This window comes from Staphylococcus nepalensis (genome assembly GCF_002442935.1).
GTDB lineage: Bacteria > Bacillota > Bacilli > Staphylococcales > Staphylococcaceae > Staphylococcus > Staphylococcus nepalensis.
In genome coordinates this window covers 797,806-813,709 of sequence record NZ_CP017466.1, presented here as the reverse complement: position 1 = coordinate 813,709, position 15,904 = coordinate 797,806, and the positions used below count along the sequence as shown (strand labels likewise).

The window sequence follows — 15,904 nt, the reverse complement described above, 5'->3', positions numbered from 1 at the left end:
TGAACTGATTGATACTGTACCTATTTAATATTTCATTTTTATTTATTATTGTAATGTCTTTTTATCTTTATCAAGTAAACCAAATTGAATTGTAATTACTGTACAAATAACTAATACCACTGGATAAAATGTGTATTTTAAAACTTCTATATAAGACACATCCCCATACTGCTCAACCATTAACATGCCACTATCGTGAGGTAATAACATTAAAGCAGAACAAGCAAATATATCTAATAAACTAGCCATGCGTTTAGGTGGCACTTTATATTCATCACCAATTTCTTTAGCGATCGGAGCAGAAATAATAATCGCTAATGTATTGTGTGATAAAGCTGCAGAAAGTACACCAGACATTAAACTAATTACATATTCAGCACTTTTACGTCCTCTTGCCTTCTCTTTCATTGTTTTAATAATCCAGTCAATACCACCATAATATCGAATCAATGCAACAAGTCCCGAAACTAGGAAAGCTACTAGAAAAATAAGGAACATACTTTCCATACCTTCACCAATTGCTTTAGTGAATTGGAACACACCTAAATTTCCTTGAACCATTCCTAGCATCCCAGCCATGACAATACCAATAATCAGCACTAATATAACGTCTAAGCCTACTATTGCAGCTACAAGCACAAATAAATAAGGCAAAATATTAATAAAATTAAAGCTTAAATCACCTTCAACTTTGCCTGTGCCACCAACAAACGCATAAATAATTGCTGTGATAAGTGCTGCAGGTACAGCAATCAATACGTTCATCTTGAATTTATCTTTCATTTTGGCACCCACCCCATTGGTAGCTGCTATGGTTGTATCGGAAATAATCGATAAATTATCACCAAAATAAGCACCAGCTATGACAGCTGCGCCCGCTGCTGCCACACTTAGATCTGCGCCTTGTGCCACAGCAACACCAACAGGTATAAAAGCAGCTTGTGCACCAGTCGATGTACCTAGTGTCAACGCAGCAAAACCACTCATAATAAATATACCAGGTATAAGTAAACTAGGAGGAATAACTGAAAGCCCCATATTTACCATAGCTTCTTTGCCGCCCATTTCAGACGTAACAGTAGAAAAAGCACCAGCTAATAACAGAATTAAACCTAAGTTAACAATACCTGAGTTTCCTGCATGTTCTGTGAATATCTCTACTTTTTTAGTAAATTTAGTTTTTCTATCATAGCATGTCCAGGCGATGATGATACCTATAAAAATAGCCACATGTCTCGGCAATTGATCAAAAGCATTTTCTTTTCCCATCATTGTAAATGTAATACCGACACCAATATATAAACCTAAAAATATAACTAATGGCAGAAGCGCTAAAGCACCGTATTGCTTGTCACTTCTATTATTTTCCTGCATAATACTTCTCCTTATTATTATCGTCATTTTATATGGCTTACAGTATATCAAAAAAGTGACTAAGACAGAAATATTAAAATTTAAATTGCTTTTTATTCCTATATATATAATAAGTGTTAAACCTTTAAGCAATGTAAAAAGCGGAACAATGAAATCTAAATATGATTTCTGTTCCGCTCTTGTTGACTTATACAAACTATTTTTTCTAACTATTAATTAACTTTTCATTTAATTAATTTCTGCATTACCTGTATCTGTTTCAATATGGATGAGATGTCTGCCATTGCCTACTTGTTTATTTTTAAATAAGCGGTCATTAATTGTTAGTTCTCCGATATCACTTTCAAATGCTACACGTGTGTTTTTAGGCTGTTGGTCACCATACTTCATAGATACATTGCCCACATCTGTTTTCACATTAATTGGCTTATCAGCTGGCATATCGTCTATTTCAAAATTACCCGTATCTGATGCAAACTCTCCAGAATTAAACTGAGTATGTGCTATATGAACATTTGCAACATCAACTTTACTAATCAATCGATCAAATTCAGAATTTTGAATCGTCAACTCTGATACGTCTGCATATAATTTGGCATAGTCAGCATACACGCTATCTAATTTGATAGAACCTGAATAAGTATTCACATCCAAATGATCTAATGATTTAGGTAACGTAACTACTACGTGATTATGTTCAAAATCTAAAAAAGAGATATCGCTTTTATTATCTAACGCTTTATCTTTTACATAAAGTGTACCGTTTTTAACATTTGTATTCATATGCGTTTCACCTTTTATTCCACGTGATTCAACTTTAAATTGATCTCCTTTTTGGATCGTCACGTTACTCTTCTCTAAATCTACGTCCAATTTATTTATATGATCTTGGTCATACACTTTATGATAATTCACAGATGTTTCCTTTGATTTTTCATTTTCTATTTTAAATTGTTGAATCGCGCCAATACTACAAAAAATCGTTATAACCAAACCGATTATAAAAAGGATGATTAATGTTTTTTTCATGAAACTGCACTCCTTTTCACGACTTTAATATTCCATCTAAGATACTTCACACAAATTAAATAAAATGCTTTTGAAATTAAATACGTGATGACAAAAAGCATCAAACCGACACCAAATATCGCTCCTACTGCGTAAACATCAAAAAGCAAGACATATTCAAATCCTTCAATCATTCCTTTTATTAGTAATAATACTGGACTAAATACGAATGAGATGGTCGTAATAATTAATGAAATAACAATACTCAAGATAAAAACAAATGGAACTAAAATAACAAAGAAGTTTAATAAACTTAAACCCATCACTGCAAAAATAGCATTCCCAACATCACCAAATTTATTACTATGTTCTGCTTTTTCAACGGCTGCAGTAGCATTTAATTCTTTCGCTAAATTTCTAGGGTCACCAAGTTCAGCCGAAATTTGCGCCTCTGTTTTTCCTTCTTTAAACCCACTATAAAAATGCGTTTCATATTCATTCAATATGTCTTGTCTTTCTTCATCAGAAGTATGCTTTAAATGTTTATGCAACTGCTTTAAAAATTCATTTTTAGTCATTTATATCACTCTCCTTAATAAATATCTCTACAGTATCTGAAAATAACTGCCATTCTTGTAATAAATCTGCTAATCTTTGTATACCTTGATCAGTAATACGGTAATACTTTCTAGCGGGGCCTTCAGTAGAAGGTTGATAATACGTTGTAAGCTCACCATTTTTCACCAACCTTCGTAATAATGGATATACAGTTCCTTCTGCGATACTCATATACCTAGAAATGTTTTGTACTAACGAATAACCATATTGGTCATCTTTTTTTATTATGAGTAACACGATAAGTTCAAGTGCCCCTTTTTTAAATTGACTGTTCATTAGTTACCTCCTCTTAAAAACCAGTACTATACATTACACAGTAGCTGTTAAAAACAATATAGCACATACTACTGTACAATGCAAAGTACTATGTTATATTTTTAAAAGTAATATATATACTTGCTTACGAATCACATATTTTTTAAAATGTAGATCAACAGTTTTGAAATCGTTATCATTAATTCCGTTTATTATTTAATTCTAAACTAGCTTTATGTTATTTACATATGTATAATGGTTACTATGGGCTTTTTGTAAGCTCTTTCTTTATGATCAATTTGCACATCACTTCATTTACATAACAACACTCAAGAGATTTACTTGAAATTTAAGGGGGAATGAAAATGCTAGAGCTAGATGCAATTACTACTTTAGCGCTCGCAAGCATGTTATACCTTTTAGGTATCTACATTGTGAATCATGTTTCAATATTAAGAAAGCTATGTATTCCTGCACCTGTAATCGGCGGTTTATTGTTTTCAATTCTAGTCGCTATTTTACAATCAACACAAATCTTAACAATTAAGTTGGACTCAGAATTCATTCAAAATTTCTTTATGCTTGCATTCTTTACAACAATTGGTTTAGGCGCTTCGTTAAAATTATTGCGCTTAGGTGGAAAAGTATTAATTTTATATTTTATTTTTTGTGGTATTCTTGCTATTTTTCAAAACTTAATTGGTATTTCATTAGCAAAAGTATTAAATATATCACCATTACTCGGTTTGACTGCTGGCTCAATGTCTATGGAAGGCGGCCACGGCAATGCAGCTGCATATGGCCAAACCATTCAAAGTATGGGTATTGATTCTGCATTGACTGCTGCTTTAGCTGCAGCGACACTAGGACTTGTCGCTGGTGGTTTAATTGGCGGTCCCGTTGTAAAATTCTTGATAACTAAATATAATTTAAAACCAGAAAATGCCGAAGAGACAACCAAAGACTATGGCAATGTTAAATCTAATGAATATTTACGTAACCGTATGAATCCTACTACTATCTTTTTCTTACAATTTACAATCGTTGCTATTTGTATGGCAATTGGATCATATTTAGGAAATACATTCTCTGATTTAACGGGCATCAATATTCCAATTTATGTTGGCGCTATGTTTGTAGCAGTGATTATCCGTAACATTTCTGAATATAATAATTTAAATCTAATTGATATGAAATTTATAGATAATATCGGTGACATTTCATTAAGTTTATTCTTATCTATCGCTTTAATGAGTATTCAACTTACTGAAATCTATCAATTGGCCATACCGTTAATTATTATCGTTTTAATACAAGTATTATTTATCGTTCTTTTCTCTGTATTTATTGTTTTCCGCGGTTTAGGAAAAAATTACGATGCCGCAGTTATGATTGGTGGCTTTATTGGTCATGGTCTTGGTGCGACACCAAATGCTATGGCAAACTTAGATGTTATCACTAAAAAATTCGGTGCTTCACCGAAATCATATCTCGTTGTACCTATCGTTGGCGCATTTTTAATCGACTTGTTGGGTGTACCGATTGTTACAACATTTATTAATATATTCTAACCATAAAAGTCAATTTCGAGATAAAGAAAGCCTGAGACATAAAGAAAAAACATGTCTCAGGCTTTTATGTGTTTATCTGCAAGTCCAATGACTGGACATAACATATACGCATTATTTATAGGCAGTATTCAAAATTTCAATCTTATTATGCTATTGCCTATATTATACTTTGATTAAGACATTTTTTACGTCTCAATTACTTGCCTCATTATTCTATTTTTATAAATTCAAAAAAACATTTCATTGTAACTAAACATAAAACATCGGTTAGAAAATATCGATATTTCGTTGATCAATCCAAGATTGTAGCTTAGGGCCAAAAATCATTTGTGCATTTTTCAAATCTTTAGGTGAACGTGCATCTAACATTGTCATAATCTTTTTCATATGTTCAGTAAATTGTTCTGTAAAGTTAAGTGTTTCAGTAATGCCATAATTTTCAACTTGGTTTAAAAACGGCCGTGACATGCCTACAGCACTCGCTCCTAAAGCCAAACATTTTATAACGTCTAATGGTGAGCGCACGCCCCCACTAGCAAGTATATCCATGTCTCTTTGATAAGAAGTACTTTCTAGCAATGATTCAACTGTAGTTTGCCCCCATAAACTTAAATAGTCCATGTCTTTATAACTACGTCTTTCATTCTCAATATCTACAAAATTCGTACCGCCTCGTCCACTTACATCTACATATCTGATACCAATTTCATGTAATTGTTTAATTGTTTCTTTACTCATGCCAAATCCTACTTCTTTTATAATCACTGGTACATCTACACGCGCTACGATTTGTGCAAGATTGTCCATCCAAGTTGAAAAAATCCTATTTCCTTCAGGCATCACTAGTTCCTGAGGCGCGTTTACGTGCACTTGTAAAGCTTGCGCGTCTAACAAATGCACAGACTCTACTGCTTTATCTACCGGCACATCGGCGCCCACATTGCTAAATATTATTCCGTTCGGATTCGTTTCACGAACAATGGTAAATGATGAAGCCATTTTACTATTACGCAACGCCGCATGTGTAGAACCTACTGCCATTGCCATGCCACTTTCACGTGCAATCATTGCTAATTTCTCATTAATCTGTTTAGTCCATTCGCTCCCACCAGTCATTGCATTAATATATAGTGGTTGGCTCAGTGTAAAATCTTTAAGTGAACTCTCAAGGTTGATGTCACTGACATCTATACTTGGAATCGAGTGGTGTACAAATCGAATTTCATCAAAATCTGAGATTGTCGCATCAGTTTGAGCCATTGCAATCTCAACATGTTCATTTTTTCTTTGTTCTCTTTTAAAATCGCTCATTATTCGCTCCTACCTTCAATACTTATTGTTATCTTACCTACATTCCATAGTCATTTTTTTAAATCATTTAGCTAAAACCATTTTTCTTTTTTAAAATAAATAACGCAGCCTACGCTAATACATAACATAAGCATCAATACAATATAATAACCATAATACCACTTTAGTTCTGGCATATTCACAAAATTCATGCCATAAATGCCTGTAATCAATGTTAAAGGTAAAAAAACTACAGATACCAAAGTGAGCATTTGCATAATTCGATTCATTTTATATGAAGTATACGAGACGAGATTGTCTTTAATCTCATTTGTCATTTCTTGACATATTTTTAAAATATTTTGTTGTTTTATCATGTGATCATCTATGTGCTGAATATACAAATCATTTTTATCATTCACTAATAACTGACTGCTTTCTTTTAACTGATCTACCAGTACTTTCATTGGATATATAACACGTTTTAATTTAATCAGTTCTTGACGTGTCATAAAAACGTCATCCATATCCGTTTTCATGGAGTCATAATGCGCTTGTCTATCTTCAAATGCATATACCTTATCTTCAATATCATATACTAATTCAAAATAGCTATCTACTACGTAATCTAAAATGCTCATCACAATCTCTTCAAGTTGAAGACCACCAAGTGCGCGTTCTTTTATATTCTCTTCTACTTGTTTTAAAACATTAAATGGTTGATGGTGATATGTAATGAGTAAACGATCTTTAATAAAAAGATTTAATGCTTTTGTGTTAAACGTTTTACGATTCAACCCATGGATAACAATATATTGATATGAATCATATATTTTGTATTTAGCCCTTGGTGTCCCGTTCACTGTATCATCAATTTCGAGTTTATTAAAGTTAAAATACGTTTGTAAAAAATTATTTTCAGCATCTGTTGGTTAGTTTAAATCACACCATACAAATTGTGCGGTATCAGGTATGTCGTCTAAACGATCAACTGGTGTTAATTTGTTTTCATGAGATAAATATTTAATTGTTATCGTCATAGCTCACCCCGGACATCATTTTCTTTATTTTATCATGAAATGATATATGTGTATGTTATATACTATTTTTAGTAGACTGAGATTAGATATATTTCAATAATTAAATGGTAACTATTAATAAAATAAGGAGAGGTACCCATGAATGATCCTTTTAAGGTAACACAAGTTGTTACAAGCGATATGATAGATCATAATGGCCATGTACATGATGCTAACTATAACATGGTGTTTAGCGAAGCGATTAACCAATTTAATTACATACATGGATTATCATTAGCGGAGCGCAAAACATTAAACTATACACTATTCACCGTTGAAGAACAGACTGCTTATTTATCAGAATTAACTGAAGGTGATGTGTTTACCATCGACATCTATATTTATGATTACAACGAAAAAAGTGTACATTTCTTTTCAATCATGTCTAAACAAGATGGCACAAATGTAGCAACTAACGAAGCAATGATGTTAGGAATTGATCGGACTAAAAGTAAAACAGCGCCCTTTCCTGATCATTTTGCGAAACAAATAAGTCATTATTATGACCATCAACAACGCATCGATTGGCCCAAACAATTAGGTCATCGTATCCGTATATCTAGATAAGGAGTGCTTACAAATGTCACAAAAAATGATAGACGATGTAAATATTCAACTATATGATTTAATAGACCAAACTAAAGCTGAATTAAGCGAACTCAACCAAAATAAACAACTTGTTATCAATGGTCCTGATAGCCAGCTTATACAACGTGGATTAGATATTAGCTATTTACAAGGACAAAAACAAGCTATAGACACAATTAGCTCTTTAATAGAACAACATCCATCAGAAAGAGATTTTCTCGAGAAGTACACAGAGTATGCTCAAAAAACTTCACAAGCATTTGAAAAATCTAATTTAGAATTTAAAATGATGAGCATACCAACACAAGATTTCAATGTATTTTTGGGACAACATTATAGATTAAAAGGGACCCAAACTGTGATTGCTTCCATCAATTCAACGGTAAAAAAGTATTTTTAACACGCAGTCAACAATAATAACTGGACCTACAAAAGTCTAATGTACACACTTTTGCAGGTCCAGTAATCTATGTTCAATCCCATGCATTTTTCATAACAACTTTAAAATCCTCAATTAGCTAACGTTTGTCATGAAGCGTATTCACAACCTCTTTAACAACTTTATGTGATTCTCTAATAGGTAATAATGCAAAAGCATTCACCATTCTTTTAAAGGTAAACAATTGCACCGGCTGTCTCATACCTTCTAAAATATAAGCTAATTTTTTCATATCTGGCAGATATATTTCTCGTCCACCGCCAAATATATATATCGGCGGCAATCCAAATAATTTTCCATAAATAGGCGATATTCTACTATCATTTAACGGTAAATCTCCAGACCATACTTTCATGATTTTCTGTAAACCATCTGTATTTAAAATGAGATCTTTTTCTATTAAATCTTTGGTGATAAGCTCATTGTTTAGTTGAGCATCTAACATTGGCGAAAATAAATAAACTTTAGCCGGCAATGGTAAATTTTCAGACACTAGTTGTTGAACAAAGCTGAGCGCAAGCCCTCCGCCTGTACCATCTCCCATTACAACAATATCTTCATTACTACATTCTTGTAATAATTGTTCATATACTTTATGAATGGCTGCATATGTATCTTCAATATGATATTTTGGCGCTTTAGGGTAGATAGGTAAAACAACTTCATATAAAGTACTCAAAGCAAGCTTGTCCATAAACCGCCAATGAAACGCAGAGGGTTGCAAAACATTATATCCCCCATGAATATATAAAATTTTCTTTTGCTGGCTATGTCTAAAACGAAATCTAAACAATTGCATATCATTTATCATTTGTTTGTCTAAGTCAGATTTTACATTCAATGTTTCAGGCTGTTTATGCTTCTTTTCATTCATCGTTAATCTTTTTTTAAGAAATTGTTCAAAGTTATGTTTGTCATTAAACATAATTGAACGATGTGGTAATAAATATTTATTAACAAATTTTGTTGTTAATCTTGACTTCATTTAAAATCAGTCCTATCTTTTTATAACAAATTTCCAAACTTTAGAAATTTTGTATTAATTTGGTTTTTAAAATAAATAATGTGATAAAATTAAAATAATGACATAAAAAACGAAGTTATAATAGAAAGTGAAAATAAACATATCACTCGTACTGTATTAAATAAAATCAAAGCGTACAACTTCATTAACTAAAATGTAACAGTTATCCAATATTATAACAAAATAAAAGTCATAGAATAACAATATAATAAATAACTGCAGTGAAAGGAGTAAGTTATGACAGCAAATAATCATCAATTTAAAGATTTTGAACACACCCTCACAAGTGAGCCAATGCAACGTGGCACACGTTACGGGAAAAAGAAGAAATCTTGGGTTAGTCTTATCATACAAGTCATCGTATTAATCTTAGTTGCAATTTCTGGATATAGCATGTTTAAAGAGCCGATTTTCAATTTAGTCTTTGCAAACGAAACTGTTAATTTTAAGGAACTTACCAATTTCCAAGAAACAATTAATAATTTTACTAATTTAAATATTAATATAGAAAGCATCGACAATCTACAAACGAGTATCGACAGATTAATCTTAGTCTTTTATGTATTCTTTATTGCTTGTATATTAAGTATCGTGTTAACTATTTTCACTGTATTCTTTAACAGAACGGCTTTAAAAATCGTTAATCTATTTGTTATAGCGATTATGCTTGTGATTACTTTCGGTTTTTCTTACTTAATTAAAAACATAGCATCAAGAATCGCTGATTCAATGAACCAATATTATATCACAGTAGATTCAACACAAATTTTAACAGAAGCTAATGCTATACATAATGCTTTTATTTTATTAGGGTGTAGTATAGCGTTACTTCTCATCAGTTTGTTCTTTAGAAATCGTAAACCCCGCATATAGACAGTAATTCCAATCTAAAAAAAGAGCCTGGGACATAAATCCCAGAAAAATAGCACTCAGATGATTTAATTCATCTGAGTGCTTCTTTTTATTCAATACTTCGTATTGTTGGCTCGCTTTCTTAGGGGACAGCTTCAGCCTGTAGTCTTCAGCTTGTCCTATTCCCTCAAGAGTCTCGCCAAAACACCTCACATTTATATGTAATTTTACATTAAAATACTTTAAAAAAATAAGGCCCTTACGTATAATTTAATAAACACAACTAAACTAAATTAACGAGGTGCCTTATGTATAAAGATTATAACATGACTCAACACACTACCAATGGAAACTTCAGTTCTTATCCCCACAAATGATATGTCACGACATGTTAATGAAATCGTTGAAACAATACCTGAAAATGAATTCGATGAATTCAAACATCATCGTGGTGCTACATCATAACATCACAAAATGATGTTGAAAATTATTCTATATGCCTACACACAATCCGTATTTTCTGGTCGTAAAATAGAAAAACTGCTTAATGATCGTATCCGAATGATGTGGCTGTCACAAAATCAAACACCTTCTTATAAAACAATTAATCGTTTTAGAGTAAACCCTAAAGTAGACGCCTTATTAGAATCTTTATTTATTCAATTTCACAGCCAATGTCTGAAACAAAATCTTATAGATGATAAAATTATTTTTATTGATGGTACAAAATTGGAAGCTAATGCCAATAGATATACATTTGTTTGGAAAAAGAGTATTCAAAACTATGAATCAAAAATGAATGAAGATTCTAAAGCGCTATATCATGAATTAGTGAAAGACAAAATCATACCTAAGATTAAAGAAGATAATGATCATGAATTAACACAAGAAGAAATAGATTTAATTGGTACCATTTGGATAAAGAAATCGAAGATTTAAATCATTACATTGAACATGAAAAATATATTCGATTAAGAAAGCAAACACGTCAAAAGAGAACTGGGCTTTGTATTAATGGCACTTAATATAAGAAAAGTAGTAGCTCAACGAGCTAACTATAATCAAAACAATTATGAAAAAGGCAATTTCTATATTATTTCAATAGAAATTGCCTTTTTTCACTTGTCCGAGAACTTTATGTCCCATGCTCTTTGCATAGGCAACAAGTGTCTGCAATAGGTATATAATGCGCTACTTTTAATTGAGGTACGTTGGCGAACCTTATACATGTGTTTGATTCATGTAATCTGCTTCACCTTGCCCTTTTTATTCTTCATTTGAAATATAATGCGCTTTTCCTTTTAAGAAAAGACTTAAAACAAATGCTAATGCACTGAGTACTGTGGCAATGAGGAATGCACTATTGACCCCGTTAATTGAAGCTAGTTTTTGAACAAATTCTAATATTTGAGAAGTAGCCATTTGCTCTCCACCCATCGCTTGTGCCATTTCTTGTAAACGGTCTTTAATAAATGGATTGGTTTTATCTAAATCTTGTGCGTAACCAGCAGCGTATTGTGTCGTTTGTGTTGACATTACTGTGACTAATAGCGCTGTACCAATTGAACCAGCCAATTGTCTTAAAGTATTAGACAAAGCATTACCATGTGCAATAAGCCGTGATGGTAATGCATTCATACCAGCAGTCATAATTGGCATCATAACAAAACTCATACCAAACGAGCGCACAATGTAAATCATCATTAAATGACCGTAAGTTGTGTTCATATTTAATTTTGTTAATTCCCAAGTAGCATAAGTCATAATTGCAGTACCAATTAAAGCGAGAGGCTTAATACCAATCGTATCTAATAATTTTCCTGCTATAGGACCCATGACACCCATAATTAATGCACCTGGTAATAATAAAAGTCCTGATTGTATCGGTGTAAAACCTCTTAAGTTTTGTAAATAAAGTGGCAATAAAATCATACCGCCGAATAAACTCATTGTTACAATCATATTGATAACAGTAGTTAAAGTAAAGCCTGAATATTTTAATACTTCCATACTTAGCATTGGCACACGCATTGTAAGCTCTCTAATAACAAATGCAATGATAAATATAACACCTATAACAAGTGACACTACAACAATTGGAGAACCCCAAGAATTATTACCTGCTTCACTAAAGCCGTATAATAATGCACCAAAACCAATTGTACTGAAGATGATACCTGGCACATCTGCTTTTGGATTGGTAGTGACTTGATATACTCTAAACCATATATAGGCAACTGCTAATGAAATTAAACCTACGATAAACATACCATAGAACATAATATTCCAATGGTAGTTTTCCACGATATAACCGGATAATGTCGGTCCAATCGCGGGTGCTAAGATCATTGCTATACCAAGTGTCCCCATTGCTGCACCACGTTTTTCAGGTGGAAATATAGTCATGAATACATTTGTACCAAGTGGCATTAAGACACCGGCACCTATCGCTTGAAGCACACGACCTACCATCATGATAGTAAATGAACCTGACATACCACAGACCAGAGAGCCTATGGTAAATAATACCATTGCTATTAAAAACAATTTACGATATGAATATTTATTAAATAAATACGCACTAATCGGTATCAAGATACCATTCACTAACATAAACCCTGTCATAAGCCATTGACCAGTATTTGCAGATATATTAAAATCTGTATTTATTTTAGGCAATGCCACGTTGAGTAAAGTTTGATTTAAAATAGCTATAAACATACCAAAGATCATCGCTACTAAAACTTTTCCTTGAGAGGTGCCTTTTCCAAACATAAATGTGCTATGTTTAGCTTTCAATTTTTCATTTACTTGAGCTTCTTCTGAATTTGAATTTATTTTTTCATAATCAGTGTCATTTGGATTGTGTAAATTATCCGTCTCTTCACTGAATGTTGATTGCTCATTTTCTTCATTTAGATTATTTGTTTCGTTATTCTCTTGAGCTGTTGTATTTTTGACTGATGCGTCTGTTGATGTTTCATCACTTTTTACTTTAAATTTAGATTGATAACTTTCGTTAGAAGCAATGCTTTCATGTTTAGATTGTTCCAAAGTTCGGCTTGTTTTTTTCTTTTTTCGTTTTATAACAAAGAAATTAAGTCCACCGATAAGAATGAGCGCTATGACTACGTAAATAATAATGAAGGTCATTGTCATTTTAAGACCCCCTTAATTTTTATGAATTTTAACTTCAGCGTTCATTCCTGGAACAACGTTTTTAGATGGTTTTGAGTCTAGAGAAATTTTTACTGGTACAACTTGTGATACTTTTGTATAGTTGCCATCACTGTTTGATGAAGGCATTAATGAAAAACTTGAAGCAGTAGCTTTACCTACTTCTTTTACTTTACCTTTCAATTCAGCTTCTTCACCATCTAGTTTAATATTTACATCTTTACCTTCTTCAACATCCGCTATATCTTTTTCATCAACATTAGCAGTAACGTATGTTTCATCTAAATTATAAGCATAAGCGATTGGCGTTCCTGCTTGGGCCATTGAACCTTCCATACCATCAACTTTGACAATTGTACCTTGTTTAGGCATTTTAATATCCATATTTTGAGCCTGTCCTTCTTCGCCTTTTGCAGCTATCTCTGCAACTTTGTCACCTTCACTTAATTTTTCATTATTTTTAATATCAAGTGATTTGATTTCACCAGAAGCCGGAGCTGAGACTTTAATTTGTTCTCCATCGACTTTGGCATTATCCGTACTTACATATGATGTTGCTTGATTATAAAAATGGAATCCTACTACTCCGATAATTACAAGCACAACAATGGTAATGACATTTATTAATACCATTTTTTTCATTACAGTTTCCTCCTATTTGCATTTAAAATTCACCTTATATATTATAAAGAGATGAAAAATAAAAATATACCAACACTTATATAAAATGTGTTGGATACATTATTTATGTTTGATAAAGGAGTTACTATGAAACAATATGCTAAGCGTAAAATAATATTTAATATGATTTCATTGTTAGAATTACATCCGTTTGAAAATATTACTATTAAGATGCTATGCGCTTATAGTGGGGTAAATAGAACAACATTTTATGATTATTTTGTGGATAAATACGATCTTTTATCAACGATACAAGCACATCATATCCAAAAGTATAAAACCCTTTTAAATTGTTTATACGAAAGTTCAGAACAAATTTCAGTTAATCAGGTGAAACTATATCAATTTTTCAAAGTTATTTTACGGTATATTTACCGTCATTACGGTTATTTCCATGCTATTTTAGTCACACATCCTAATCGTGATTTATTTTTTGATTATATAGAAAATACTCGAGCAACTTATACAAAAATTTTAAATGACCATACAAATGTATTAAATAAAAAGCATTTTGTAATTTATGCACTAGGCGGTCAAATGGGTCTCGTTTATGATTGGATTAAAGAGGGGTGTACACAACCCATTGATGAATTAGCTCAAATTTTGCTAGCCAACACCATTAAATTAAAACGCTAATTCATCTTATTTTTGACCGACAAACATAAAAAAGTACGCAAAATTTAATTAATTCTTGCGTACTTTTTTGTTCAATTTAAAATTATTTTCTTTTTCTTAAATATAAAATAGTTTGTTATTTGTAAAACTACTAATAAAATTCCTGCTAATAAGATAATTGATACATAAGGTATATAATTTTCTTCCCCCATTACTCCTACAAGTGGTGAGATAGCTCCACCTAATAAATATTGTACAAGTCCAAGTAAACTGGATGCACTTCCGTTGCCGCCAGTGCGCTCATCCATTGCAATTGAAAAACCTAAAGTAGCAACACCTGTAACCGGTGCTACAAGCATAATAAAACCAATAAATAACATCCAAATCGACAAATGGTTCAGCAAAATAATCGTAACTGATATGATGCCAATCAATTGCACACATGTTAAGATACGGAGTAATGTTTGAGGATGTATGTAATCAACGAGTTTACCTGTCAACTGACTTGAAATAATGAGGCTGATGCCAATAACCGCAAACATTATACTAAATTGCTGTGGCGACATTGCGTATATACGTTGACTGATAAAAGGAGATGCTGAAATATAACTAAACAATATGATAAATGTAACCCCTTGAATCAGCATCGGTAATACAAAACGAGGCGTTAGGAGTAATTGTTTAAAATTCTTAAATATACTTATGATGTGAGGGCTATCTCTGTGTTCAGTAGTTAGTGATTCTTTAACTTTAAACATCGTACCTAAACACATTAGCACGCCGAATATCGTCAATATAATAAATACCATGCGCCAAGTAGAAAAAGACAAGATAACGCCACCTAAAGCAGGCGCTAATACAGGCGCAACGCCATTGACTAACATCAATAATGCTAAAAATTTTGTTAATTGTTTCCCACTATATAAATCGCTTGAAATTGCTCTCGAAATGACTGCGCCAGCTCCTCCACAAAATCCTTGTACAAATCGTAAAGCAATCATCCACCAAATGTTATCTACAAAAATAATGCCTATACTTGCCAATGTAAATAACATCATAGCTATCAAAAGCGGTTGCTTACGCCCAATTGCGTCAGAAATTGGTCCTGTAAATAAATTACCCATTGCTAAACCAATCATAAATAAAGACAAAGTTAATTGTGAATTTGAAGTTGTGGTATTAAAATCAGATTGTATTTGAGGCAATCCAGGTAAAAACATGTCTATTGATAACGCACCGATTGCAGTCAAAGCACCTAGTATAATAACAAAAATAAGTGATTGTTTATGTTGTTGGTGTTCCATCATTACTTTACTCCTATCGATAAACTTGT

Annotated in this window: 14 protein-coding genes and 2 pseudogenes; 6 read left to right on the top strand and 10 right to left on the bottom strand. The window is 32.2% G+C overall.

Annotated elements, in window-relative coordinates; translation table 11 throughout:
- Positions 1-45: 45 nt before the first annotated feature.
- From BJG89_RS03535 to BJG89_RS03520, 4 genes are all read right to left on the bottom strand, one after another.
- Entirely contained in the window at positions 46-1,374 is a 1,329-nt protein-coding gene (locus tag BJG89_RS03535) for a Na+/H+ antiporter NhaC family protein (protein ID WP_096808582.1), read from the bottom strand.
- 228 nt (positions 1,375-1,602) lie between these two features.
- Entirely contained in the window at positions 1,603-2,403 is an 801-nt protein-coding gene (locus BJG89_RS03530; protein ID WP_096808581.1) for a DUF4097 family beta strand repeat-containing protein, read from the bottom strand.
- Entirely contained in the window at positions 2,400-2,960 is a 561-nt protein-coding gene (locus BJG89_RS03525; protein WP_096808580.1) for an HAAS signaling domain-containing protein, read from the bottom strand. The genes BJG89_RS03530 and BJG89_RS03525 overlap by 4 nt, the downstream gene beginning before the upstream one ends.
- Positions 2,953-3,276, bottom strand: a complete 324-nt coding sequence (locus tag BJG89_RS03520; protein WP_096808579.1) for a PadR family transcriptional regulator — start codon at positions 3,274-3,276, stop codon at positions 2,953-2,955. Before BJG89_RS03520 ends, BJG89_RS03525 begins: the two co-directional genes overlap by 8 nt.
- Before the next feature lie 344 nt (positions 3,277-3,620).
- On the opposite strand from BJG89_RS03520, the gene gltS reads away from it, so the two are divergent.
- Positions 3,621-4,826 carry a sodium/glutamate symporter gene (gene gltS / locus BJG89_RS03515; RefSeq protein WP_096808578.1) on the top strand — a complete coding sequence of 402 codons (1,206 nt, stop codon included), beginning with the start codon at positions 3,621-3,623 and terminating at the stop codon, positions 4,824-4,826.
- 267 nt (positions 4,827-5,093) lie between these two features.
- Here gltS and fni read toward each other — a convergent pair whose 3' ends face one another.
- A complete protein-coding gene (fni, locus tag BJG89_RS03510) occupies positions 5,094-6,137 on the bottom strand; it encodes a type 2 isopentenyl-diphosphate Delta-isomerase (protein WP_096808577.1) in 1,044 nt (347 codons plus the stop codon).
- A 71-nt stretch (positions 6,138-6,208) separates the two neighbouring features.
- A pseudogene (gene corA / locus BJG89_RS03505) lies at positions 6,209-7,036 on the bottom strand (magnesium/cobalt transporter CorA); the annotation flags it as partial.
- 258 nt (positions 7,037-7,294) lie between these two features.
- On the opposite strand from corA, the gene BJG89_RS03500 reads away from it, so the two are divergent.
- Positions 7,295-7,762 carry a thioesterase family protein gene (locus BJG89_RS03500; RefSeq protein WP_096808576.1) on the top strand — a complete coding sequence of 156 codons (468 nt, stop codon included), beginning with the start codon at positions 7,295-7,297 and terminating at the stop codon, positions 7,760-7,762.
- A gap of 13 nt (positions 7,763-7,775) precedes the next feature.
- The gene (locus BJG89_RS03495) at positions 7,776-8,183 is read left to right on the top strand and encodes a hypothetical protein (protein WP_096808575.1); all 408 of its coding nucleotides are present in this window, start codon (positions 7,776-7,778) and stop codon (positions 8,181-8,183) included.
- Positions 8,184-8,301: 118 nt separating this feature from the next.
- On the opposite strand, the gene BJG89_RS03490 is transcribed toward BJG89_RS03495, so the two are convergent.
- The gene (locus BJG89_RS03490) at positions 8,302-9,207 is read right to left on the bottom strand and encodes an alpha/beta hydrolase fold domain-containing protein (protein ID WP_096808574.1); all 906 of its coding nucleotides are present in this window, start codon (positions 9,205-9,207) and stop codon (positions 8,302-8,304) included.
- Between the two features lie 276 nt (positions 9,208-9,483).
- Here BJG89_RS03490 and BJG89_RS03485 point away from each other — a divergent pair, with 276 nt between their 5' ends.
- Both BJG89_RS03485 and BJG89_RS03480 read left to right on the top strand, forming a co-directional pair.
- On the top strand, positions 9,484-10,119 hold the full coding sequence (locus tag BJG89_RS03485) for a hypothetical protein (RefSeq protein ID WP_096808573.1): 636 nt from the start codon (positions 9,484-9,486) through the stop codon (positions 10,117-10,119).
- Positions 10,120-10,406: 287 nt separating this feature from the next.
- A pseudogene (locus tag BJG89_RS03480) lies at positions 10,407-11,099 on the top strand (transposase); the annotation flags it as partial.
- A 265-nt stretch (positions 11,100-11,364) separates the two neighbouring features.
- On the opposite strand, the gene BJG89_RS03475 reads toward BJG89_RS03480, so the two are convergent.
- Positions 11,365-13,257 carry a DHA2 family efflux MFS transporter permease subunit gene (locus tag BJG89_RS03475; protein ID WP_096808572.1) on the bottom strand — a complete coding sequence of 631 codons (1,893 nt, stop codon included), beginning with the start codon at positions 13,255-13,257 and terminating at the stop codon, positions 11,365-11,367.
- A 12-nt stretch (positions 13,258-13,269) separates the two neighbouring features.
- Positions 13,270-13,917, bottom strand: a complete 648-nt coding sequence (locus BJG89_RS03470; protein ID WP_096808571.1) for an HlyD family secretion protein — start codon at positions 13,915-13,917, stop codon at positions 13,270-13,272.
- Between the two features lie 126 nt (positions 13,918-14,043).
- Between BJG89_RS03470 and BJG89_RS03465 the strand changes: the two genes are divergently transcribed.
- Entirely contained in the window at positions 14,044-14,592 is a 549-nt protein-coding gene (locus BJG89_RS03465) for a TetR/AcrR family transcriptional regulator (RefSeq protein ID WP_096808570.1), read from the top strand.
- A gap of 71 nt (positions 14,593-14,663) precedes the next feature.
- Here BJG89_RS03465 and BJG89_RS03460 read toward each other — a convergent pair whose 3' ends face one another.
- Positions 14,664-15,878 (bottom strand): putative multidrug effflux MFS transporter TcaB, encoded by a 1,215-nt coding sequence (locus BJG89_RS03460; RefSeq protein ID WP_096808569.1) that lies wholly within the window; start codon positions 15,876-15,878, stop codon positions 14,664-14,666.
- Between the last annotated feature and the right edge of the window lie 26 nt (positions 15,879-15,904).